Annotated in this window: 20 protein-coding genes and 1 tRNA gene; 13 read left to right on the plus strand and 8 right to left on the minus strand. The window is 63.9% G+C overall.

Annotation, left to right across the window (positions count from 1 at the left end; genetic code table 11):
* Nucleotides 1-24: 24 nt before the first annotated feature.
* Nucleotides 25-1,140, minus strand: coding sequence for an aminomethyl transferase family protein (locus tag AC1D1N_RS05845; RefSeq protein ID WP_477347383.1), 1,116 nt, complete (start codon nucleotides 1,138-1,140; stop codon nucleotides 25-27).
* 70 nt (nucleotides 1,141-1,210) lie between these two features.
* Complete coding sequence (locus AC1D1N_RS05850) at nucleotides 1,211-1,981, minus strand: ABC transporter substrate-binding protein (protein WP_477347163.1); 771 nt, start codon at nucleotides 1,979-1,981, stop codon at nucleotides 1,211-1,213.
* A gap of 256 nt (nucleotides 1,982-2,237) precedes the next feature.
* On the opposite strand from AC1D1N_RS05850, the gene AC1D1N_RS05855 reads away from it, so the two are divergent.
* Nucleotides 2,238-3,128: an SGNH/GDSL hydrolase family protein gene (locus AC1D1N_RS05855; RefSeq protein WP_477347165.1), complete on the plus strand. Its 891-nt coding sequence runs from the start codon at nucleotides 2,238-2,240 to the stop codon at nucleotides 3,126-3,128.
* A gap of 40 nt (nucleotides 3,129-3,168) precedes the next feature.
* Here the strand turns inward: AC1D1N_RS05855 and AC1D1N_RS05860 are convergent, their stop codons facing one another.
* Nucleotides 3,169-4,854 (minus strand): hydantoinase B/oxoprolinase family protein, encoded by a 1,686-nt coding sequence (locus AC1D1N_RS05860; RefSeq protein ID WP_477347166.1) that lies wholly within the window; start codon nucleotides 4,852-4,854, stop codon nucleotides 3,169-3,171.
* A gap of 1 nt (nucleotide 4,855) precedes the next feature.
* Nucleotides 4,856-6,940 (minus strand): hydantoinase/oxoprolinase family protein, encoded by a 2,085-nt coding sequence (locus tag AC1D1N_RS05865; RefSeq protein ID WP_477347168.1) that lies wholly within the window; start codon nucleotides 6,938-6,940, stop codon nucleotides 4,856-4,858.
* A gap of 222 nt (nucleotides 6,941-7,162) precedes the next feature.
* On the opposite strand from AC1D1N_RS05865, the gene AC1D1N_RS05870 reads away from it, so the two are divergent.
* The 5 genes from AC1D1N_RS05870 to AC1D1N_RS05890 all read left to right on the plus strand — a co-directional run bounded on the left by AC1D1N_RS05870 (nucleotide 7,163) and on the right by AC1D1N_RS05890 (nucleotide 13,701).
* Nucleotides 7,163-7,990 (plus strand): ferredoxin--NADP reductase, encoded by an 828-nt coding sequence (locus AC1D1N_RS05870; protein WP_112563785.1) that lies wholly within the window; start codon nucleotides 7,163-7,165, stop codon nucleotides 7,988-7,990.
* Nucleotides 7,991-8,209: 219 nt separating this feature from the next.
* Nucleotides 8,210-9,259 (plus strand): deoxyribose-phosphate aldolase, encoded by a 1,050-nt coding sequence (gene deoC / locus AC1D1N_RS05875; RefSeq protein ID WP_477347171.1) that lies wholly within the window; start codon nucleotides 8,210-8,212, stop codon nucleotides 9,257-9,259.
* A gap of 166 nt (nucleotides 9,260-9,425) precedes the next feature.
* Complete coding sequence (locus AC1D1N_RS05880; RefSeq protein ID WP_477347173.1) at nucleotides 9,426-11,798, plus strand: aldehyde dehydrogenase family protein; 2,373 nt, start codon at nucleotides 9,426-9,428, stop codon at nucleotides 11,796-11,798.
* A 175-nt stretch (nucleotides 11,799-11,973) separates the two neighbouring features.
* Nucleotides 11,974-12,705: an SDR family oxidoreductase gene (locus tag AC1D1N_RS05885; RefSeq protein ID WP_477347175.1), complete on the plus strand. Its 732-nt coding sequence runs from the start codon at nucleotides 11,974-11,976 to the stop codon at nucleotides 12,703-12,705.
* Nucleotides 12,706-12,855: 150 nt separating this feature from the next.
* On the plus strand, nucleotides 12,856-13,701 hold the full coding sequence (locus AC1D1N_RS05890) for a fumarylacetoacetate hydrolase family protein (RefSeq protein ID WP_477347177.1): 846 nt from the start codon (nucleotides 12,856-12,858) through the stop codon (nucleotides 13,699-13,701).
* Nucleotides 13,702-13,746: 45 nt separating this feature from the next.
* Here AC1D1N_RS05890 and AC1D1N_RS05895 read toward each other — a convergent pair whose 3' ends face one another.
* Complete coding sequence (locus AC1D1N_RS05895; protein WP_477347179.1) at nucleotides 13,747-14,766, minus strand: LLM class flavin-dependent oxidoreductase; 1,020 nt, start codon at nucleotides 14,764-14,766, stop codon at nucleotides 13,747-13,749.
* A gap of 332 nt (nucleotides 14,767-15,098) precedes the next feature.
* Here AC1D1N_RS05895 and msuE point away from each other — a divergent pair, with 332 nt between their 5' ends.
* Genes msuE through AC1D1N_RS05920 form a run of 5 tightly spaced genes read left to right on the plus strand, consistent with a single transcriptional unit; the run spans nucleotide 15,099 to nucleotide 19,800 of the window.
* Entirely contained in the window at nucleotides 15,099-15,656 is a 558-nt protein-coding gene (gene msuE, locus AC1D1N_RS05900) for an FMN reductase (protein ID WP_477347181.1), read from the plus strand.
* A 50-nt stretch (nucleotides 15,657-15,706) separates the two neighbouring features.
* The gene (locus tag AC1D1N_RS05905) at nucleotides 15,707-17,083 is read left to right on the plus strand and encodes an LLM class flavin-dependent oxidoreductase (protein WP_477347183.1); all 1,377 of its coding nucleotides are present in this window, start codon (nucleotides 15,707-15,709) and stop codon (nucleotides 17,081-17,083) included.
* Between the two features lie 25 nt (nucleotides 17,084-17,108).
* The gene (locus AC1D1N_RS05910) at nucleotides 17,109-17,957 is read left to right on the plus strand and encodes an ABC transporter permease (RefSeq protein ID WP_477347185.1); all 849 of its coding nucleotides are present in this window, start codon (nucleotides 17,109-17,111) and stop codon (nucleotides 17,955-17,957) included.
* A gap of 55 nt (nucleotides 17,958-18,012) precedes the next feature.
* A complete protein-coding gene (locus tag AC1D1N_RS05915) occupies nucleotides 18,013-19,011 on the plus strand; it encodes an ABC transporter substrate-binding protein (RefSeq protein WP_112563688.1) in 999 nt (332 codons plus the stop codon).
* A gap of 24 nt (nucleotides 19,012-19,035) precedes the next feature.
* Complete coding sequence (locus tag AC1D1N_RS05920) at nucleotides 19,036-19,800, plus strand: ABC transporter ATP-binding protein (protein WP_112563690.1); 765 nt, start codon at nucleotides 19,036-19,038, stop codon at nucleotides 19,798-19,800.
* Nucleotides 19,801-19,849: 49 nt separating this feature from the next.
* Here the strand turns inward: AC1D1N_RS05920 and AC1D1N_RS05925 are convergent, their stop codons facing one another.
* From AC1D1N_RS05925 to AC1D1N_RS05935, 3 genes are all read right to left on the minus strand, one after another.
* Complete coding sequence (locus AC1D1N_RS05925) at nucleotides 19,850-20,176, minus strand: hypothetical protein (RefSeq protein WP_352555917.1); 327 nt, start codon at nucleotides 20,174-20,176, stop codon at nucleotides 19,850-19,852.
* Nucleotides 20,177-20,332: 156 nt separating this feature from the next.
* Nucleotides 20,333-20,408: transfer RNA gene (locus AC1D1N_RS05930), tRNA-Ala, on the minus strand.
* Between the two features lie 172 nt (nucleotides 20,409-20,580).
* Entirely contained in the window at nucleotides 20,581-20,973 is a 393-nt protein-coding gene (locus AC1D1N_RS05935) for a TIGR02300 family protein (protein WP_181056631.1), read from the minus strand.
* Between the two features lie 206 nt (nucleotides 20,974-21,179).
* Between AC1D1N_RS05935 and aroA the strand changes: the two genes are divergently transcribed.
* Both aroA and cmk read left to right on the plus strand, forming a co-directional pair.
* Nucleotides 21,180-22,538: a 3-phosphoshikimate 1-carboxyvinyltransferase gene (gene aroA / locus AC1D1N_RS05940; RefSeq protein ID WP_477347188.1), complete on the plus strand. Its 1,359-nt coding sequence runs from the start codon at nucleotides 21,180-21,182 to the stop codon at nucleotides 22,536-22,538.
* A gap of 255 nt (nucleotides 22,539-22,793) precedes the next feature.
* A complete protein-coding gene (gene cmk, locus AC1D1N_RS05945) occupies nucleotides 22,794-23,444 on the plus strand; it encodes a (d)CMP kinase (protein WP_112563698.1) in 651 nt (216 codons plus the stop codon).
* Nucleotides 23,445-23,610: the final 166 nt, after the last annotated feature.

Below are 23,610 nucleotides of genomic sequence, written 5' to 3' on the forward strand. Positions count from 1 at the left end.
GGAATTGCGTCAAACAAGGAAATTTCAAGCGCGCAGCCGCGCGCCTTCTGGATCGAAGAACGGCATCGGCGCCACCACCGCGCGTGTCGGCTTGCCGTCAATGTCGATGCTGAGTTCGGTGCCGATGGCGGTGAACGGCAGCCGCAGATGCGCCGTCGCCAGCACCTTGCCCAGGGAATAACCGTGATCGCTGTAGGTGACGACACCGGCATCCTCGCCATCGGCCAACACTCTGGCATCCGTCGCCGCCGGCCTGTCGCCGTCGAGGATCAGCCCGGTCCAGCGCTCGTCGAGCCCCTTGTCGCGGATCTCGAGCAGCGCCTCGCGGCCGATGAAATCGCCCTTGTCGAACTTGATCCAGCGATCGAGCCCGACATGGAATGGCGTGCGCGTCTCGTCCATGTCGATGCCATGTGCCGGATAGGCCTTCTCCAGCCCGAGCGTGAACATCGCCAGCACGCCGTAAGGTTTCAGGCCGAAATCGCGGCCGGCCCGCATCAGCGCGTCCCAGACCGAGGCCGCCTCGTCGGCCGGCACGAACAGTTCGAAGCCAAGCTCGCCGGTCACGCCTGTGCGTGAGATCAGGACCTTGGTCTCGCCGACGCGCCCTGCGGTGAACACCCAGCGCTTCAGCCCGTCGAGATCGGCATCCGAAACCAGCGCCTGCAGAAGCGCGCGCGAACGCGGCCCCTGTATGGTCGGGAAGGCGACGGCCGCGGTGATGTCGGTGACATAGGCTTTTCGGCCCTCAGCATGCTGCTGAAGCCAGGGCAGCATCTTCAGCCGGTTGACCGAGCCGGTCACCAGCATGAAATGCTCCGGCGCCAGCCGGAACACGGTGAGGTCGTCCATGATGCCGCCATCGTCGCGGCAGACGGTGGAATAGCGCACCTGGCCCGGCTTCATGGCGGCGGCGTCGTTGACGATGACATGGTTGACCAGCGCCTCGGCCTCCGGCCCTTTGATGTCCATCTTGCCCATGGTGCTGAGGTCCTGAACGCCGACATGTTTGCGCGTGTTCAGGTGCTCGTCGGCTATGCCGGAATAATATTTAGCCGAGACGAACTCGCCGCCGACCCGGCCCATGGTGGCGCCGAGCCCAACGATGCTGTTGTAAAAAGGGGAGCGCCGCTCAACCAGGAAAGTTCTCCGTCATTCATGAAAACGGCAGCGCCTGATGGCGCTGCCGAGGGTCAGATAGGGTCAGGAACTAACTTCCGTATACGTCGAATGAAAAGTACTTATCGTTGATTTCCTTGTATTTTCCGTTGGCGCGCAGGGCGTCGATCGCGGCGTCGAACTTGTCGGCCAGTTCCTTGTTGCCCTTCTGCAGGGCAACGCCGACGCCCGGCCCGTGAATGGCCGGGTCGGCGGTCAGCGTGCCGAGCAGCTTGCAGCAGGCGCCGTCCGGCTTCTTCAGCCATTCGGTCAGGATGATCGAGCCGTCCATCATCGCGTCGAGCCGGCCATTGGCCATGTCGGTGCGGGCGTCGTCGCCGGTCGGATAGGCTTTCACAGTCGAGCCCGAGTATTTCTGCTCGGCGAAATTCTGGTGGATGGTGGCGCTCTGCACGCCCAGCACCTTGCCTTTCAGATCGTCCGGCGACGTGCCGGCAATGGTCGAATCCTTCGGTACGGCGATGGCCGGCGGCGTCTGGTAATATTTGTGGGTGAACTCGACCTTCTCGGCGCGTTCCGGCGTGATGGTGATGTTGATGATGGCATCGAACTTGCCGGCCTGCAGCGCCGGAATGGAACCATCGAAATCCTGCACGGAGAATTCGCACTCGGCCTTCATCTCGGCGCACAGCGCCTTGCCGAGATCGATGTCGAAGCCGCCCAGTGTGCCGTCCGAATTGGCATAGTTGAAGGGCGGATAGGCGCCCTCCGTGCCGATCCTGAGTTTCTCGGCAGAGGCAGCACCGGTGGCAAGCAGCAGAGCGGTGGAAGCGGCAAGCACGAAACGACTGAAAAGACGCATGTTCTGGTTCCCCGTTGACTAAAGCAATTCCAGGGAAAGTGTGGGCGGTTTCCCCCCCCCAGGAATTGCGCAAAAACAAGATAGAAGTCTACGGTCTTTGCGATGCGCGGCGGAGACGGAAACGACATGCTCTGCGGCGATCACGGCGCGGCGCCTGCCCTGACTGTGAGGTAAATTACATATTGATGATGAGCGCGGGCAGATGCTGAATTGAGACAGGCAGTTCAGCCCTTGTGGCGGTCATGGGAGGACCTCGATGGACCAGCAGGAATTCGTGCAGGAAGCCGCGCAACGGCGCATCGACGAAGACATCGCCAAGCGCGTCAAGGTTCACCAGGCCAACATCGAGCGTCTTGAAGCCGCAAGGGAAAGTGCCGGCAATCTCGAGGCCGCCGTCGCCAACCGCCCGCTGGTGATGCTGGCGCAGGGCGATTCCTGGTTCGACTATCCGCTGACCGGCAACGGGTTTCCCTTTGTCGACACCGATGTGATCGCGCAGCTGCGCCGGATCGGCTCGATGCCGCCGACGATCCTCAACCTCGCTCATCACGGCGATGCGGCGACCGACGAGATGTCGCTGCCCAAGCAGCAACGGATGATTTCAGCCTTGCGCAACAAGGCGAACTGGCTGGACGGCAAGCCCGACGCCATCCTGTTCTCGGCCGGCGGCAACGACATTGCTGGCGACCAGTTCTGCATCTTCCTCGACTTCAATGACGGCCATGCCGCCGGGCTGAACAAGGACCGCTTCGCCAAGGCGCTGGGCATGGTCGAGGCCTGCTATCTCGATTTGTTCGCTCTGCGCGACCGCGTCGCGCCTGGCGTGCCGATTTTCGGCCATTGCTACGATTTTCCAATTCCGAATGGCGCGCATCCATCCTGTGCCGGTCCGTGGCTGAAGCCGTCGCTCGATTTCTGCAACTGGTCGGTGGCCAAGGGCACGGTCATCGTTCACGCGGCGCTGGCGGCATTCCGGGATGTGGTGAAGCGTCTGGCCGACGAGCCGCGCAACAATTTTCACCTGGTCGACACGCAGGGAACGGTGAAGGTGGCCGACTGGGCCAACGAGCTGCATCCCGATCCCGCCGGCTTCAAGAAGATCGCGCAGAAATTCGCCGACGCCCTGAAGGCGAAACTGCAGACCTGATGATTGGACAGGCGCTCGACGCCGCCCAAGGCCGTCGAGTTCATTTGGCCCCGAACAGGTCCTTGGCTTGCTCGGCCGTATAGTAGCCAAGCCGGACATCCTCGGCGACCAGTTTCGGATCGCGCTGGAAGGGATCGCCATAGCCGCCGCCGCCCGGCGTGCCGACGCGCACGCGGTCCCCGGCCTTGAGCGCGATGTCCTGCTCCTTGGACAGATGCGGCGGCACATGTTCCTCGCCGCCGCGGAACACCGTCACCGTGTTGGGGGCGCCGTCCTTGCCGCCGAGCGCGCCCTGCGGGCCGAAACGGCCATGGTCCATGACGAAGGACGCGCGCGCCTCGCCGCGCAATATCTCGACCTCATAGGCAAGGCCAAAACCGCCGCGCTGCTTGCCGGCGCCGCCCGAGCCTTCGCGCAAGGCATAGTGGCGATAGAGCACCGGAAACGCCTGCTCCATAATCTCGACCGGCGGCGATTTGGAGATACCAATGGTCGAGCAACCATTGGTCAGGCCGTCATGGCCTGAATTGCCGCCATAGCCGCCGCCGGAGATCTGGTACATGACATAGTCGCGGCCGCGCGCCGGATCGTTGCCGCCAAGCGCGAAATTGCCGCTGGAGCCGGCAGGTGCTGCCGTCACTTTCTCCGGCAACGCCTGCACCATCGCCGCGAACACAGCCTCGGCAATGCGCTGCGAGACTTCCGCCGCACAGCCTGAAACCGGTCGGGGATATTTGGCATCGAGGAAAGTGCCTTCAGGCCGCTTGACGATCAGCGGCTCGAAAGCGCCGGCGCTGATCGGCACATCAGGGAAAATATGGCGCATGGCGAGATAGACCGACGACAGCGTCGTCGCCAGCACGCTGTTCATAGGTCCGGCGCAAGGCTTCGATGAGCCGGTAAAATCGAAGGTCAGCGTGTCGCCTTTTTTCTCCACCGCAAGCGCGATGGTCAGCGGCTCGTTGACCACGCCGTCCGAGTCGACAAAGGCGGTCGAGCGATAGGTGCCGTCGGGGATGGCGGAGATGTTGGCGCGCATCTGTTCGGCAGCGCGCCGGCGCAGTTCGGCAATCGCCTCGACGACAGTTTCGTCACCGTAACGATCCAGGATTCCGTTGAGTCGGTCCTGGCCGATCAGCAGTGCCGCGGCCTGCGCCCGGATATCGCCGATGCGCTGGTCGGCAACGCGGATGTTGGAGCAGATGATGGCGTAGATTTCCGTGTCGAGCACGCCCTTCTTGAACAGTTTTACTGGCGGCAGCCGCAGCCCTTCCTGCTCGACTGCCGTGGCCGAAGCGGAGAAGCCGCCCGGCACCGAGCCGCCAATATCGGGCCAGTGGCCGGTGTTCGATAGCCAACAAAATATCTTGCCGTCGCGATAGACCGGCATGGCGAAACGCACATCCATCAGATGCGTGCCGCCGAGATAGGGGTCGTTGACGATGTAGATGTCGCCGGGTTCCGGGGCCAGGCAGCGGCCGTCGGCGATCATCTCGATCACCGTCTTGGTCGAGTACTGCATGACACCGACGAACACCGGCAGGCCCTGGCTGCCTTGCGCGATCAGCGAACCGTCGACGGCCGAATAAATGCCGTCGGAACGATCATTGGCCTCGGCGATGACAGGCGAGAAGGCGGCGCGCGAAAAGGTCAGGTCCATCTCGTCGCAGACCTGCTGCAAGGCCGCCTGGAGGACCGAAAGCGTTATGGCGTCGAGCTTTTGCATCTCAGGCCTCGCCGATGTCGATGATGATGTTGCCGTCGGCGTCCGAACGTGCGCGGTCGCCGGGTTCAAGCACGGTTGTGGCGTCCATCTGTTCGAGGATCGCCGGTCCCTCGATGACGGCATCGAGCGGCAGTTTTTCACGTGCATAGACAGGCGTGTCGTGCCAGCGGCCGGCGTACCAGACTGGCCTTGTCTCGCGCAGCGCCTCGTCAAGCGTCTTGGCGCGTCCGGCCGGGTCGATCAGTCGCGATAGGTCGATCGCCGGCCGCACGCCGGTCACCGAAGTGTTGAGGTTGACCAGATTGGCGCGGATCTCCGGCAATTGGACCTTGAAGCGGGCGAAATAGGCCTTTTCGAACAGCGCCTGCAGCTCTTGCCGGGTCACCGACGACGATGGCAACGGCACGTTGATGATGTGGGTCTGGCCGACGAACTGCATGTCGGCGGAATGGCTGACGCGGATCGTTTCCGGTTTCACCGCTTCCTTGCCGATCAGCTCTTCGCCTTCGTTTCGGTGCCGTTCCAATACCACATGGAGCTGGGTTTCATCGAGCAGAGCCACCGGCTGGTTGATGGTGTTGACGAAGTCATGGCGCAGATCGGCGACGACGCAGCCGAGGGCGTTGGTGATCCCTGGACGCGCCGGCACCAGCACGCGGGGCAGGCCGAGTTCGCGCGCCAGCGCGGATGCGTGCAACGGTCCAGCGCCGCCGAAGGCGAACAGCGCGAAATCGCGCGGATCATGGCCACGCGACACCGAGACCATGCGGATGGCGCCGGCCATTTTCATGTTGCCGAGCCGCAGGATTGCGCCCGCCGCCTCGACGCCGGAGAGCCCCGTGGCCTTGCCGATTTTGTCTTCGAAGATACCGGTGACGCGCTCGACGGTGACCGGATTCTCGACCGCCAGCAGCTTTTTCGGCGCCAGCCGCCCGAGCACCAGATTGGCGTCGGTGATGGTCGGCTCGGCGCCGCCGCGGCCGTAGCAGATCGGGCCGGGATTGGCGCCGGCACTTTCGGGGCCGATCTGGATCAGTCCGGCTGCATCGACGCGGGCGATCGAGCCGCCGCCGGCGCCGACCGTATGCACTGCCACCATCGGCACATGGATCGGCATCGCATATTCGATCTCGATCTCGTTCGAGACAGCAGGCTCCGCATTGCGGATCAGCGCCACGTCGGTCGAGGTCCCGCCCATGTCGTAGGTGACGAGGTTCTCGAAGCCGGCGCGCTTGCCCGTATAGGCGGCGGCGATGACGCCTGAGGCCGGGCCCGACATCACGGTCTTGGCCGATTCGCGGGTGACGAAGCGGGCCGAGATCATGCCGCCATTGCCGTTCATGATCAGGAAGTCGCGGGCGTACCCTTTGGCAGCCAATTCCTTGCGCAGCCGCTCGACATAGCGCTCGAGGATCGGCTGCACCGAGGCGTTGACGGCGGCTGTCACGCCGCGCTCGAATTCGCGCGCTTCCGACAGCAGCGCATGGCCCGTGGTGATGTAGTTGTTCGGCCAGAGCTCGGCGGCGATTTCGGCCGCACGCCGCTCATGTGTGGGGTTGGCATAGGAGTGCAGGAAATGAATGACCAGGGATTCGCAGCCGGCCGCGATCAGCGCCCTCACCGCTGCGCGCATCTCCGGCTCGTCGAGCGGCGTGCGCACCACGCCCGATGCCTCGACACGCTCCGACACTTCCAGCCTGAGGTCGCGCGGGATGATCGGCACGAAGCTGCCGGTCATGCCATAGGGCTGTGGCCGTGTGCGGCGGCCAAGCTCGATCACATCGCGAAATCCCCTTGTGGTGATCATGCCGGTTTTCGCCAGCCGGCGTTCCAGCACCGCATTGGTGGTGGTGGTCGTGCCGTGCACGATAAGGTCGATGCCGTCTATGGCAAAGCCGGTGGCGCCGAGCGCTGAAACCACGCCGAAAGCCTGGTTGTCTACCGTCGTCGGCGTCTTGGCGATATGCACCTTTCCGCCGTCCTTGCCGTCGATCAAAATGAGGTCGGTAAAAGTTCCGCCGACATCGATGCCGGCAACGACGTTACCCAGGGAATCCGGTTGTTGTACCGAAAAATTCTCTTTCATTGTCGAAACCCGAAATGGCAGGACTACGAATATGCCGCAGTTTGGAAAGCTGTTTTAGCGTGGTATCTTGACACAAATATCGTTTGTATACTAATAAATTTCGGACACAAGAGCTTACCGCTTTGGAGTGTGTGAACAGCACGCCGGGACCTGAATGGTCCGGGCGCGCAGGAAATGGTTTGGCGCCCGCATATGTGAGTGGGCAAGACTGAGTGGGATTTGATGAACACCACGTCCGCATTCAACACCGCCGGCGCCCGTCCGCTGCAGTTCCCGATTCCGGCCAATGTCTATGCCGAAACCGTGGTGTCGGTGAAGCATTACACCGACCGCCTGTTCTCGTTCCGCATCACCCGTCCGCAGTCGCTGCGCTTCCGCTCCGGCGAGTTCGTCATGATCGGCCTGCCCAATGCCGAGAAGCCGGTCTACCGCGCTTATTCGGTGGCGAGCCCGGCCTGGGACGAAGAGCTGGAATTCTTCTCGATCAAGGTGCCGGACGGCCCGCTGACCTCCGAACTGCAGAAGATCCAGGTCGGCGACACCGTCATCATGCGCCAGAAGTCGACCGGCACACTGGTCGTCGACGCGCTGACCCCGGCAAAGCGCCTGTTCATGATCTCGACCGGCACCGGCATTGCGCCTTTCGCCAGCCTGCTGCGTGACCCCGACACCTACGAAAAGTTCGACCAGCTCATTCTGACCCACACCTGCCGCGACAATGCCGAACTGGTCTACGGCCAGGAGCTGGTGGCTGCTCTCGAAAGCGATCCGCTGATCGGCGAACTGACCGGCGGCCGCGTCACCCTCTACAACTCGACGACCCGCGAGGAATCGGCGCGCATGGGTCGCATCACCGCGCTGATAGGCTCTGGCAAGTTCTACAGCGATCTCGGCATCGAGAAGCTCAATCCGGAAACCGACCGCATCATGATCTGCGGCTCGATGCATATGCTGAAGGACGTCAAGGAACTGGCCGAAAGCCTGGGCTTCCACGAGGGCTCGCTCAGCCATCCCTCGAGCTTCGTCGTCGAGCGAGCTTTCGTCGGCTGAGAACTGCCGGCGCTTCGGCGCTCGCTTCTCGGATCGATGTTTTGACCATGCGGTCAAAATTCAGCTGCTTTCGCTGCCTTTTTCCGCTATGACCGCTTGAAGGACTCGTGAAGCATCGATTCACGGGCTATCTTCGGCGTGTGTCGCCCCAAGCTGCTTTGTGGCCCGGGAACAACGACACGCACCACGACGTAAAATCGTCGAGCGAAAGGGCAGGAGATGAGCAGCACAATCCGCGAAGCCGATCTCGGCGCGTCCAAGGTCACGCCGCTGCCGGCGCGGGCGGCAGCCAACACCCCTGTCCCACAGTCACATGGCATAGCCCGCAACACTGGCATGCGGCTCGATCTCGGCTTCATGGAATCGGTGCGCAGCGTCAACCGCTCGGCGCTGGAACGCCGCGTCGCCAGCCTGACCAAAAGGCGCTCGATCAAGGCCGACAACCAGGCGGCATGGCTGCTGCGCGCCGTCTCCTGCATGGACCTGACGACGCTGAATTCCAACGACACCGAAGAGCGCGTGCGCCGGCTGTGCGCCAAGGCGGTCAACCCGTTCCGCCGCGACATCGTCGAAGGTCTCGGCATTGAAGGCGAAAAGATCCGCCCGGCTGCGGTTTGCGTTTATCATCCGTTTGTTGCTACCGCCGTCGATGCGTTGCGCGGCACCGGCATCCATGTCGCCGCCGTCTCCACCGCTTTTCCGCACGGCCTCGCACCGCTGTCGACGCGCCTGCAGGAGATCGAGGCTTCGGTGCGCGATGGCGCCGACGAGATCGACGTCGTCATTCCGCGCGGCCTGGTCTTCGGCGCCAAATGGCAGGAGCTCTACAACGAGATCGTCTCGATGCGCGAAGCCTGCGGCGATTCGCATCTCAAGGTCATTCTGGGTACCGGTGACCTCGCCACGCTGCGCAATGTCATGCTGGCCTCGATGGTGGCGATGATGGCCGGCGCCGATTTCATCAAGACCTCGACCGGCAAGGAAAGCGTCAATGCCACGCTGCCGGTCGGCCTCGCCATGGTGCGCGCCATCAGGGCCTATTTCGAGGAGACCGGCTTTCTCATCGGCTTCAAGCCCGCCGGCGGCATTTCCACCGCCAAGGCATCGCTCGACTGGCTGGTGCTGATGAAGGAGGAGCTGGGCCGGCCATGGCTGGAGCCCGACCTGTTCCGCTTCGGCGCTTCGAGCCTTTTGACCGATATCGAACGCCAGCTCGAGCACCATTTGACCGGGCACTATTCGGCCAATCATCGCCACGCGATGGCGTGAGCTCCCACCCTCCCCCTTGTGGGGAGGGTCGCCGCGCAGCGGCGGGGTGGGGGTCAGGAAACCAGATCCGCAGTCGAATGAATCGAACAGACAGAAATTTATCCCCACCCCGATCGGCTTTGCCGATCGACCCTCCCCACAAGGGGGAGGGTGAAGGAGGCACCCCATGAACATCCTCGAACGCTATCACGCCATGGAATACGGCCCGGCGCCGGAAGCGCGCAACGAGGCCGATGCGTGGCTCGCGGCGCGCGATTTCGGCAAGGCGCTGTTCATCGACGGCGGTTGGAAGGCCGCCGCCAGCGGCAAGACTTTTGACACCAGCGAGCCGTCCTCCGGCAAGCTGCTGGCCAAGGTCTCCGATGCCGGCGCCGCCGACATCGACGCAGCCGTTGCCGCCGCCACCAAGGCACTGCCGAAATGGTCGGCATCCTCGGGTTACCAGCGCGCGAAGGTGCTCTATGCCATCGGTCGCGCCATGCAGCGCCATCAGCGCCTGTTCGCGGTGCTTGAGACAATCGACAACGGCAAGCCGATCCGCGAAAGCCGCGACATCGACGCGCCGCTCGCCATCCGCCATTTCATCCACCACGCCGGCTGGGCGCAGGCGTTGGACAAGGATTTCCCTGGCCATAAGGGCGTCGGCGTCGTCGGCCAGATCATACCGTGGAATTTTCCGCTCTTGATGCTGGCCTGGAAGATCGCGCCGGCGCTTGCCGCCGGCTGCACGGTGGTGCTGAAGCCGGCCGAGTTCACGCCGCTCACCGCCATCCTGTTCGCCGAGATCTGCGAACGCGCGGGCGTGCCGAAGGGCGTCGTCAACATCGTCCAGGGCGGGCCTGAAGCGGGCGTCGCTATCGTCAACCATCCCGGCGTCCAGAAGATCGCCTTCACCGGCTCGTCCGAGGTCGGCAAGATCATCAGGAAAGCCACTGCCGGGTCGGGCAAGAAACTGTCGCTGGAACTCGGCGGCAAGTCGGCCTTCATCGTCTTCGAGGACGCCGATCTCGACAGTGCGGTCGAAGGTCTGGTCGACGGTATCTGGTTCAACCAGGGCCAGGTTTGCTGTGCCGGCTCGCGGCTGCTGGTGCAGGAAGGCATTGCCGAGGCCTTGATCGCCAAGGTCAAGGTCAGGATGAGCCGGCTGCGCGTCGGCAGCCCGCTCGACAAGAACACCGATATCGGCCCGCTGGTCGACGCCACACAGCTCGACCGGGTCAAGGGCCTGGTCGCCGAAGGGGCGAAACAGGGTGCCGTCTGCTGGCAGCCGGATGCAGCACTCCCGTCCTCCGGCTATTATCATCTGCCGACGCTCGCCACAGGTGTTTCGCCGGCTAACATATTGGCGCAGGAGGAAGTGTTCGGCCCGGTGTTGGCCACCATGACCTTCCGCAACACCGAGGAAGCGATCGAGCTTGCCAACAACACGCGCTATGGGCTGGCCGCTTCGGTGTGGAGTGAAAACATCAACCTCGCTCTGCATGTCGCGCCGCAGCTGAAGGCCGGCGTTGTCTGGGTCAACGGCACCAACATGTTCGACGCCGCCTGCGGCTTCGGCGGCTACCGCGAAAGCGGCTTTGGTCGCGAAGGCGGGCGCGAGGGCATGTTCGAATATCTCGCGGCAATGCTGCCGCTCGGTCCGGTGATCAAGCCGGCGACATCTTCCGCGCAGCCGGTCGAGCAATCGGACGGCGGCGCCATCGACCGCACGGCAAAGCTGTTCATCGGCGGCAAGCAGGTCCGCCCAGACGGCAATTACTCGCTGGCGATAGCCACTGCCAAGGGCAAGCTGGCCGGCGAAGTCGGCCTCGGCAACCGCAAGGATATCCGCGACGCCGTTGCTGCCGCCCGCGCCTGCAAGGCCTGGCCGGAGGCGACCGCCTACAACCGGTCCCAGGTGCTTTATTACCTCGCCGAAAATCTGTCCGGCCGCGCTGGCGAATTTGCCGCGCGCCTGACCGAACTCACCAGCGCCAATGCCAAGGCCGCGCGGGAAGAAGTGGAGCAATCCATAGAGCGGCTGTTCCTCTATGCCGGCCTCGCCGACAAGTTCGAGGGCAGGGTGCATCAGCCGCCGGCCCGCGCCGTCACGCTCGCCCTGCACGAGCCGGTCGGCGTCGTCGGCATTGTCGCTCCGGACAGCGCGCCGCTGCTCGGGTTTATCTCCCTGATCGCCCCAGCCCTTGCCATGGGCAACACCGTGGTCGCCGTGCCGTCGGAAAAATACCCGCTGCTCGCCACCGATCTCTACCAGGTGATCGAATATTCCGACGTTCCGGCCGGCGCCATCAACATTGTCACCGGCCGCACGGCGGAACTTGCCGGTGTTCTGGCCAAGCATGACGATGTCGACGGGCTCTGGCTGTTCGCCGACGCCGACACCTGCGCCAAGGCGGAGGCCGATTCCATCGGCAACCTCAAGCGCGTCTGGACCGGCAATGGCCGCGGCCTCGACTGGGCGTCCGATGAGGCTGCGGGCGACGCCCTGTTGCGCCGTGCCATCGAGGTCAAAAACGTCTGGGTTCCCTACGGTGACTGAGGATCGTGTTCCCGTCTCCGGAGCGGACCGTCGGGCTTGACGCCGGAAATAATGTTCTTTAACGAGAAAAAACATTTATCGGGTTGGGCGCAGGCGGTACAATGTGCTCGCCTGGCACAATGTATCGCGGCCGTCTGCCGGTACGGTTGATCGCAACGGACGGAGGAGAAGACGAATGGCGGATCTGGCAGGCAAGGTCGTTGTCGTCACGGCGGCGGCGCAAGGCATCGGCAAGGCGAGCGCGCTGGCCTTCGCCAAGGCAGGTGCTGTCGTCCATGCCACCGACATCAACGAAGCGCTGCTGGCCGAACTCGCCAAGACCTCTGGCATCAAGACCCGCAAGCTCGACGTTCTCAACGATGATGCGGTGGCATCAGGCTTTGCTGAAATCGGCCGCGTCGACGTGTTGTTCAACTGTGCCGGCTTCGTCCATTCCGGGTCGATCCTCGAAATGAAGGAGGCCGATCTCGATTTCGCCTTCAACCTCAATGTCCGCGCCATGATCCGCACCATCCGGGCCGTGCTGCCCGGCATGCTGGAGCGCGGCGACGGCTCCATCATCAACATGTCTTCCGTCGCCGGCGCCGGCAAAGGCGTGCCCAACCGCTTCGCCTATGGCGTCACCAAGGCGGCGGTCATCGGCCTGACCAAGGCGATTGCCGCCGACTATGTCGGCAAGGGCATTCGCTGCAACGCCATCTGCCCGGGCACGGTCGAAAGCCCGTCGCTGCAGGACCGTATGCATGCTCAGGGAGATTACGATGCCGCCCGCGCGGCCTTCATCGCCCGTCAGCCGATGGGCCGTCTCGGCACGCCCGAGGAAATCGCCGACCTTGCCGTCTATCTCGCCGGCGCCACCTACACGTCGGGGCAGGCCTACAATATCGACGGTGGCTGGTCGATCTGAGCACTATTCCCGATCCGAAGGTCCGGGATCGAGCAGGCCTAAAGTCCGGCTTGTCCGAGGTCGGATCCGATAGCCAGAGTCCGCCCAGTCCCTCGTCGCTTTGGCTGAGTGAGTTTGAAAACGGCCTTGGGCCGCAATTTGGAGAGCAAGATGAAACTGCTGCGCTATGGCGAGGTTGGGAGCGAGCGCCCCGGCCTGCTCGATGCGGATGGAACGATCCGCGATCTTTCAGGCCATGTCCCTGACATTGCCGGCAAGGCGCTCGATCCGGCGTCGCTCGAGACATTGTCGAAGCTCGATCCGAAGTCGCTGCCGGCGGTGTCCGGAAAGCCCCGGCTCGGCCCTTGCGTTGCCGGCACCGGCAAGTTCATCTGCATTGGGCTGAACTATTCCGACCATGCTGCCGAAACCGGCGCCACCGTGCCGCCGGAGCCGATCATCTTCATGAAGGCCAGCTCGGCCATTGTCGGCCCGGATGACGACGTTTTGATCCCGCGCGGCTCGGAAAAGACCGACTGGGAGGTCGAGCTCGCCGTGATCATCGGCAAAACGGCGAAATATGTCAGCGAGGCCGATGCACTGGATTATGTCGCGGGCTATGCCGTCGCCCATGACGTGTCCGAGCGCGCCTTCCAGGCCGAGCGCCAGGGCCAGTGGACCAAGGGCAAGAGCTGCGACACGTTCGGCCCGACCGGCCCGTGGCTGGTCACCAAGGATGAAGTGGCCGACCCGCAGAACCTGAAAATGTGGCTGACGGTCAACGGCAAGACCATGCAGAACGGCTCGACCAAGACCATGGTCTACGGCGTCGCCTATCTCGTCTCCTATCTTAGCCAGTTCATGTCGCTGCACCCCGGCGACATCATCTCCACCGGCACGCCCCCCGGCGTTGGGCTGGGCATGAAGCCGCCGGTGTTCCTGAAGGCCGGCGATGTGGTGGAGCTCGGCATCGAGGGGCTCGGCCAGCAGAAGCAGACCTTCAAGGCGGACGTCTAGCCGCCTCTTCTCTTAAGTCTGCGTGCCCGAGGGCTGGCGCCCGCGTCAGCGCCAGCCGAGAGCCGGCGCGACGTGCTGCAGGATAGCCTCGATGACGTGGGCATTGTACTCAACGCCGAGCTGGTTGGGGACGGTCAGAAGCAGCGTATCGGCCTCGGCGATCGCTTCGTCCTCTTTCAGCTGCTCGACCAGCACATCAGGCTCGGCTGCGTAGGTACGTCCGAACACGGCGCGTTTTTCGGGTTCGATGTAGCCGAAATGGTCCTCGCTGTCGTTGCCGCCGAAATAAGCGCGGTCACGGTCGTCGACCAGCGCGAAGATGCTGCGGCTGACCGACACGCGCGGCTCACGGACATGGCCGGCTTCCTTCCACGCCGCACGGAAGGCGCGGATCTGTTCGGCCTGCTGGACGTGCAGCGGCTGTCCGCTCTCGTCGAACTTCAGCGTCGAGCTTTGCAGGTTCATGCCGAGCTTGCCCGCCCATTCAGCGGTCGCGTTGGTGGCGGCGCCCCACCAGATCCTGTCGCGCAGGCCGGCCGAGAACGGCTCGAGGCGCAGCATTCCGGGCGGGTTGGGAAACATCGGCCGCGGATTGGGCTGTGCAAAGCCTTCGCCACGCAGCACGTTCAGGAAAACCTCGGCATGGTTGCGTGCCATGTCGGCGTCGCTCTGGCCTTCCTGCGGCACGTAGCCGAAGTAGCGCCAGCCGTCGATCACCTGCTCCGGCGAGCCGCGGCTGATGCCGAGTTGCAGCCGGCCGCCGGCGATCAGGTCGGCAGCACCCGCATCCTCGGCCATATACAGCGGATTCTCGTAGCGCATGTCGATGACGGCGGTGCCGATCTCGATGCGGCTGGTGCGGGCGCCGACCGCGGCCAGAAGCGGATAGGGCGAAGCAAGCTGGCGGGCAAAATGATGCACGCGGAAATAGGCGCCGTCAGCGCCAAGATCCTCGGCCGCCACCGCCAGGTCGATCGACTGCAAAAGCGCATCGGCGGCCGAGCGCGTCTGCGACTGCGACGAGGGCGACCAATGGCCGAAGGAAAGAAAGCCGATCTTTTTCATGCGTGCATCCTGTTCATTGCAGGTCCCTACTTCGTCGCCCGTGCGATTGGGTTCAATCGACTCTGACGCAACGCAGTGTCAATGGCGCCGACCCTTGACGGTTTCGCGACGATACCCGTCAGCGTGCAAAGCACCAGGATTGTCTATTTGTCGGAGCCAGCGGATATCGAACCGGATCTGCCGCGTCGCTTCTGGGGCCAAATGAACCAAGGAAAGGCGATGTGCCGCAAACTCCATTCGCTTGACGGGCTGGTTTTGAAATCTTCTCGCTCATTTAATTCTACAAAATCGGTAGCCTTAATGCACATACCATCGTGCAAGGAGCCGCAAAAATGTCGAGAAAGCTGGTGGTGGGGTTGTCTGGCAACCTGACCCGTCCGTCCAAGACCAAGGCTTTCGTCAGCCACATCGCCGGTGAAGTGGCGAGCCGTGCCGGTGCCGCCTTGAGCGTTTTCGACATCGAGGATCTTGGCCCGTCCTTTCCGCTCGCCAAGAAACTTGACGATCTCGATCCGGCGGCCCGCGCCATTGTCGACCAGCTGCTGGGCGCCGATGTGCTGGTGGTCGGCTCACCGACCTTCAAAGGCAGCTATACCGGGCTGTTCAAGCATTTCTTCGACCTGCTCGACCCGTCATCGCTGCGCGGCAAGCCGGTCATCCTCGCGGCGACCGGCGGCGGCGAGCGCCATTCGCTTGTCGTCGAGCACCAGTTGCGACCGCTGTTCGGTTTCTTCGAGGCGCAGACCTTGCCGACCGCGATCTACGCCTCGGACAAGGATTTCGCCAATGGCGTGCTGGTGTCCGAAGCCGTCCAGGCGCGAGCCCGCCAGGCGGTGGCCGAGGCATGCCGGGTGGCCGGCGTGCCGTACAGCGTCGTCCGTGCCGCCTGAAGATCAGCAACGCAACATCTCTTCCCGTATAGACCAGAAGGACGCCTGCAATGACCCGAGCCAGCAAGTCCGACAGCAAGCCGCGGCAGATCAAGCTCGGCGCTTTCCTGCCCGGCGGCGGGCAGCATATCGCCGCCTGGCGCCATCCCGATGCGCCGGCCGACGGCGCCACTAACTTCGAGTTCCACAAGCAGCTGGCGCTGACCGCCGAACGCGGTCTGTTCGACGCCTATTTCCTGGCCGACAACCTGACCGTCGGCCTCGGCGCCCGCGAAGGCGGCAATGCCAAGATCGCCGGCTTCGAGCCGGTGACGCTGTTCGCGGCGCTGGCGCCGCTGACCACGCATCTCGGCTTCATCGCCACGGCCTCCACCACCTATGAGGAGCCCTATACGCTGGCGCGCAAATTCGCCTCGCTCGACCTGCTGTCGAACGGCCGCGCCGGCTGGAACGTGGTGACCTCGGCCGGCGACGAAACGGCGCGCAATTTCAATCGCGACGTCCAGCCCAACCATGCCGAGCGTTATGCGCGGGCGCATGAACATGTCGAGACGGTCAAGGCGCTGTGGGACAGCTGGGAGGATGACGCCTTCCTCCGCGACAAGCAGTCGGGCCGCTTCTACGACAAGGACAGACTGCACGACATCGACCACAAGGGCGAGCATTTCAGCGTCAAGGGTCCGCTCAACGTGCCGCGCCCGGTGCAGGGACATCCGGTTGTCGTACAAGCCGGGCAGTCCGAAGACGGACGCGGGCTTGCCGCGCACTCGGCCGAGGTCATCTTCACCGCCCATCAGAAGCTGGAGACGGCGCAGGAATTCTACCGCGACATCAAGGCACGCGTGGCGGAAGCCGGCCGCGACCCCGACCAGGTGCTGATCATGCCGGGTGTCGCGCCCTTCGTCGGCCGCACCGAGGAAGAAGCCCGCGCCAAATACCAGCAGCTCAACGACCTCATCCTGCCCGAGGACGGTGTTGCGCTGCTCAACGGGCTCGCAGGCCAGACCCTCGACATCAGGGGTTATCCGCTCGACGGCCCACTGCCGCCGAGCAAGGAAACCGAAGGCATGAAGAGCCGCCAGGCGCTGATCCGGCAGATTGCCGACGAGCACAACTTCACCATCCGCCAGCTCTACCAATGGGTGGCGACGGCGCGCGGCCACTACACCATCGTCGGCAGCGTCACGCAGGTCGCCGACCAGCTGGAAGAATGGTTCACCAGCGAGGCGGCCGACGGCTTCAACATCCTGCCGCCCTGGCTGCCCGGTGCGCTCGACGATTTCGTCGACCTGGTCATTCCCGAACTGCAACGGCGCGGCCTGTTCCGCACGGCGTATGAAGGCCGCACCCTGCGCGAGAATCTCGGCCTCAGGCGGCCGGAAAACCCATGGACCGTCGCCCGCTCGACCGTCCTTGCCGCTGAATGATCCTCATAGCTGAAGGGATGACGCGATGACATTGCAGCACATCGATCGGCCGATCACGATTCGCGCCAGTCGCAGCGAAAGCGGGCCTGGCGACGACTTTCTGCGCCTCAGCGGCAGGGCGGCTGTCCGCTTCCTGTCGCGCTACGGTGTGCTTGTCGGTTTCCTGGCGCTCTGGCAGGTGGCGAGCAGCGTCGGATGGGTCAACGCGGCGGTGCTGCCGCCGATCGACATGATCATCACCGCGCTTTGGAAGGGGCTTGCCGGCGGCAGCCTGCTCGGCGACATCGCCATCAGCCTGCAGCGCGCCGGCATTGCCTTTGCGGCAGCAGTTGCGGTCGCCATCCCGCTCGGCCTGTTCATGGGCCAGGTGCGTCCGGTCGAAACAGCGCTCGATCCGATCCTGCAAGTATTCCGGCAGACTTCGGCGCTGGCGCTCTACCCGGTGTTCATCCTGCTCTTGGGGCTGGGCGAAACCTCGAAGATCTTCGTCATCTTCTGGGCAACGCTGTTTCCGCTGCTGCTCAACACCACCAGCGGCGTCAAGGAAGTCGATCCCAAGCTGCTCGAAATGGCCCGTGTCTACGGCGCGAGCCGGCTCACCGTGTTTCGCCGCGTCGTGCTGCCGGGCGCCGTGCCGTCGATCTTCGTCGGCTTGCGGCTGAGCGCCACCACCGCGCTGCTGCTCCTGATCGCGTCCGAGATGATCGGCGCCAACAAGGGCATCGGCTTCCAGGTGATGAACGCGCAATACAATTTCCAGATCCCGCTGATGTTTGCGGCAATAGTCATCCTCGCCGGGCTCGGCCTGATCGCCAACCAGGCGTTGGTCGTGCTGCAGCGGCGGCTCTGCCGCTGGAGCAACCCAGTCAACTAGCAGTCCGTCCCTCACCCTCTACTCAGGCCAGCTCTTACTCAGGAAAGACCGGATCATGAAAATCACCCGCCGTTCCCTGCTTGCCGGCGCACCGCTTGCCGCCGGCCTCATCGCCGCCGGCCTGCCGCGCCTGGCCTTTGCCGAAACCGCACCGGTGAAATTTCGCTATCTCGCCAGCCGTGGCAGCATCTCGCCGCATGAGCTGGCCGCCGAGCTCGGCTACTACAAAGGGCTCGGCGTCGAGTTGGAGAATGTCGGCTATGCCTCGGGCGGACCGGAATCGCTGTTCGCGCTGTCGTCCGGCAGCGTCGACATCGGCTCGGCCGCCACCGCGGCGGTGATCAACTCGATCTCGGGCGGTAACGATTTCGTCGCCGCCTATCCGAGCAACGGCATCAACAAGGATGTCAAAAGCGTCTTTTACGTGCTCGAAGACAGCCCGATCAAATCGATCGCCGACATCGCCGGCAAGACCATCTCGGTCAACACGCTCGGCGCTCATCTCGACTATACGGTGCGTGAGGCCCTGCACAGCGTCGGCCTGCCGCCGGATGCCGCCAACCTCGTCGTCGTGCCTGGCCCGCAGCTGGAGCAGACTTTGCGCTCACGCCAGGTCGACATAGCCGGGCTCGGCTACTGGCAGGCGACGTTTGCCGGCGCGCTGGTCGCCAATGGCGGCGTGCGCGGCGTGTTCGACGACACCCAAGTGCTCGGCGAACTCGCCGGCGGCTTCGTCGTGCTCAGGCGCGACTTCATTGCCGCCAATCCGGATGCGGCGCACAACTTCGTCGAACAGTCGGCGCGCGCTTCAGACTGGTCGCGCCAGAACCCGGACGAAGCCCGCAAGGTGCTGGCCAATATCCTCAACAAGCGCGGTGAAAACGGCGATCTCGCCCGCTACTGGACCGGCTTTGGCTTGCGTGAAGGCGCGCAAGCGACTGACCGCGACATCGATTTCTGGGTCGCCGTGCTGGAGCGCGACGGCCGCCTGGCAAAGGGCAAGCTGAAGGCCGCCGACATCCTGTACCGGCCCGGCGAAACCAAGACCAACTGAGCCCTGAAATAGCTGAGAGACGAGATGACCGGTTCCAACCGTGGCGGAGAGGTCTCGATCCGCGACCTCTCCAAATCCTTCAGCCTCGGCGGGCGCCGGCTTGCCGTGCTGCGGACACTCAACCTCGACATCCGTTCGGGGGAATGCCTTGTCATCGTCGGCGCCAGCGGCTCCGGCAAGACCACGTTGCTGCGCATTCTGGCCGGACTGGAGGCTGCCGACAGCGGCGCGGTCGCGATCGACGGCCAGCCGGTGCATGGCGTCGGCGCCGAGCGCGCCGTGATTTTCCAGGAGCCGCGCCTGCTGCCCTGGCTGAGCGTACTCGGCAATGTCGCCTTCGGCCTTGAAGTCCGCGGCGTGCCCAAGAGACAAGCCGAGGAACGCGCACGCTTCTATGTCGCGCTGGTCGGCCTTGCCGAATTCGCCGATGCTTTTCCGAGCCAGCTTTCTGGTGGCATGGCGCAGCGCGTCGGCATTGCCCGGGCACTGACCGTCCAGCCCGAGATTCTCCTGCTCGACGAGCCGCTGGGTGCGCTGGATGCCATGACCAAGATCGGCATGCAGGAGGAACTGGCACGCATCTGGAGCGAGGAGAACGTCACCATGGTGATGGTCACCCACGATCTGGAAGAGGCGATCTATCTGGCCGACCGGGTGCTCATCCTGCCCAAGGAGAAAGGCGGGGCGGCGCGATTGATCGACATCGACCTGCCACGCCCGCGCGAGCGCAGCGAAACCCGCTTCGTGCGCTATCGCGAAGAATTGCTGCGCGAATTCGGCCTGCATTGATCGCGGCAGGCGCCAGCCGTGGGCTGACACAGGAGGTTCGCTCTCGCGGCTACTGCTTGGTGAACGTGCCCGTATAGGTGCGGTCGGCGAGCCCATAGGTGACGGTCAGCGTCCCGTCCGCCTGCATGACTGCGCTGACGTCCCCGCCATTGGGAAGCCGCCGCAGTTTCAACGTGTTGCCGAAAATCTTGCCTTCGCCGTCGGCCACGCCCGGTTTGTTGTCGGCGACATCGCCCCAGGCGTAGGTGGCGGTGACATTGCCGCCGCGCGAAATCGTCAGCACGGCGAGCTTGCCGTCATACATTCCATCGAGACGTCCGCCCCATATGCCGGAAAATGCGACATATTTGGCCGGGATGCCCTCGCCGGGGGGCATGACCCGCACCGACGGATCGAGGACCGCCGCACCGTCCGGAGCAGAAACCGTGGCCGGTGCAATGGGCTGAGGTTCGGGAGCAGGGGCTGGTTCAGGAGCCGACTGGCAGGCGACAAGCATGAATGCCGCGAAACCGAGCGTCGGAAAGAGACTGTTTGGTGGAGCCAATCGGAATCGAACCGACGACCTCTTGAATGCCATTCAAGCGCTCTCCCAACTGAGCTATGGCCCCACTCCGGCAGTCAGCCGGCGCCGTTGCCGGCGTAGAGGTCCGGAGCGGTTTCAACACCGCGCCGTTTAGTGCAGGCGGCTTCTAACCCCGCCTTCCCCGAATATCAAGCCTGCAAGAACCGCTTTTTCGTCACAGCTCAAGAAAGCCTACGGGCGTACGCGCCCGCAGCCGATCAGACCTCGTCGTCGTCGTCGCCGACGCCAATCATGTCAGCGACATCGTCATCTTCTTCTTCTTCGTCGGCAAGGAACGTATCGTCCTCGTCGTCGCCGAGGTCCACATCGTCCTCGTCGTCGCCCAGATCGGGAAGGTCGTCGCCGGCCTTGACGTCTTCGTCGGCCTCTTCAAGCGAGACGACTTCAACGCCTTCTTCTTCCTCGGCGTCTACTTCCTTCTCGGCCACTTCCTCTTCCTCTTCGATGGCGGCGATCTTGCCTTCCTCGAAGTAGGAACGCGGATAGGTCTTGCCCGTATAGGGCGAGACGATCGGGTCCTTGTTCAGGTCGTAGAATTTTCGACCCGTCTCAGGGTCGACACGCTTTGTGCCAAGTTCGTTTTTTGCCACGGCAAGCCTCGTCAGTAAAAGAGTGGTCCCCATAACCACAGTTTACCGCGCTGTCAAAGCGAAAAGCCGGCGTCACAAAACCAAGTACTGAAAGGCCTCGCGCCAAGTGACGACCATGGGGATGACCATTTGTGCCCGCCGTGATACGAGACCGCCGCAACAAATGAAATACGCCGGTGCGCCGGCATTCCGTCCAGGGAAATTCCATGTCTCACGCCGCCGCTGCCAAGCCGGCCACCGCCCGCAAATCCCCAGCCCTTTCCGGCACCGCCCGCGTGCCGGGCGACAAGTCGATTTCACATCGTTCCATGATGTTCGGCGGCCTGGCCTCCGGCGAAACCCGCGTCACCGGCCTGCTCGAAGGCGAGGACGTGATGCGCACGGCTGCCGCCATGAAGGCGATGGGCGCGCATATCGAGAAGCGCGGCGCCGAATGGGTGATCCGCGGCACCGGCAATGGCGCGCTGCTGCAGCCGGAAGGCCCGCTCGATTTCGGCAATGCCGGCACCGGCTCACGCTTGACCATGGGCCTTGTCGGCACCTATGACATGGAAACGACCTTCATCGGCGACGCTTCTTTATCCGGACGGCCGATGGGCCGCGTGCTCGAGCCCTTGCGCCAGATGGGCGTGCAGGTGCTGAAGGCAACGCCCGGCGACCGCATGCCGATCACGCTGCATGGGCCGAAGCACGCAGCCCCCATCACCTACCGCGTGCCGATGGCCTCGGCGCAGGTGAAGTCGGCCGTGCTGCTGGCCGGCCTCAACACACCGGGTATCACCACGGTGATCGAACCGGTGATGACGCGCGACCACACTGAAAAGATGCTCAAGGGTTTTGGCGCCAATCTCTCGGTCGAGACCGACGAGCGCGGCGTGCGCCACATCTTCATCGAAGGCCAGGGCAAGCTGACCGGTCAGACGATCGCCGTGCCCGGCGATCCGTCCTCAGCCGGCTTCCCGCTGGTCGCGGCACTGATCGTGCCGGGTTCCGACATCGTGATCGAAAACGTGCTGATGAACCCGACCCGTACCGGGCTTTTGCTGACGCTCCAGGAAATGGGCGGCCAGATCGACATTTTGAACCCGCGCAATGCCGGCGGCGAGGATGTTGCCGACCTGCGCGTGCGTTACTCCGAGTTGAAAGGCGTCACCGTTCCGCCCGAGCGGGCGCCGTCGATGATCGACGAATATCCGGTGCTGGCCGTTGCCGCGAGCTTCGCCGAAGGCGAAACGCTGATGCAGGGGCTGGAAGAGCTGCGGGTAAAGGAATCCGACCGGCTGGCGGCGGTCGCCAACGGCCTGAAGATCAATGGCGTCGACTGCACCGAGGGTGAAGCTTCGCTCGCGGTGCGCGGCAAGCCCGGTGGCAAGGGGCTCGGCGGTCACCCCAACGGGCAGGATACGACCGTGCAGACCCATCTCGACCACCGCATAGCGATGAGCTTTCTGGTCATGGGGCTGGCGACGGAAAAGCCGGTGTCCATCGACGACGCCGCCATGATCGCGACAAGCTTTCCGGAGTTCATGGGATTGATGACGGGACTGGGCGCGGAGATCGGGTAGGTTGATGGGCTGGAGTCAAACTCGAACGCCGGCGGGGCAGCACCCCCCTCTGTCCTGCCGGACATCTCCCCCGCAAGGGGGGAGATCAGCCATCACCGCAGCTTTCGCTAATCTTCAACGCTACAGAATTGAGCAGGGCGCCAAAGCCGCCAATCTCCCCCCTTGCGGGGGAGATGTCCGGCAGGACAGAGGGGGGTGGGAAGGATCGCGGCGTCTGCCTTGTTCATCGCGCCTCTCGATCGCGGCGCCCCGCCAATGACCCCGACCTTCACCATCGCCATCGACGGTCCCGCCGGCGCCGGCAAAGGCACCCTTGCCCGCCGGCTTGCCGACCACTACCGCCTCAACCTCCTCGACACTGGCCTCACCTATCGCGCCGTGGCCTACGCATTGCTCCGGCACGCGCTACCCCTCGACAATGTCTCGGCGGCCGAAACCGCCGCCCGCCAGGTCGATCTGGCAAAGCTCGACCGTGCGGTGCTGTCGGCGCATGCTGTCGGCGAGGCTGCCTCGAAGGTCGCGGTCTATCCGACCGTGCGGCGCATCCTGGTCGAAAAGCAGCGTGACTTCGCCAAAACCCCTCCAGGCGCGGTGCTCGACGGGCGCGACATCGGCACCGTCGTGTGCCCCGACGCTGACATAAAACTCTATGTGACGGCGAGCGCCGAGGTGCGCGCGCAGCGCCGGCTGGCGGAGATCGAGAGCATCGGCGGCTCAGCCAATTTTTCCGAAATCCTCGCCGATATCGAGCGCCGCGACGCGCGCGACATGGGCCGCGCCGACTCGCCGCTGAAGCCGGCGACGGACGCGCACTTGCTTGATACCTCCGAAATGGCTATAGAGGCCGCGTTTCTGGCGGCCAAAACGATCATAGACGACGCCTTGGCCAAGAGAGATAAAGCCTGATTGAAGGTTTTCCCGCTGCCGCCGATTGCCGGAAGCGAAGAAAATACCCATATCGGGCACGAACCAGCCTGCCAGCATTCTTCATGCGCCGGAATTGCCGCTTAGGCGGCCCAGGGCTTTTGTAGCCCGGAACGCCGGCAGGCCAACGCAACGCTAACCCACGGCG

The organism is Mesorhizobium sp. P2_B5 (assembly GCF_056404775.1).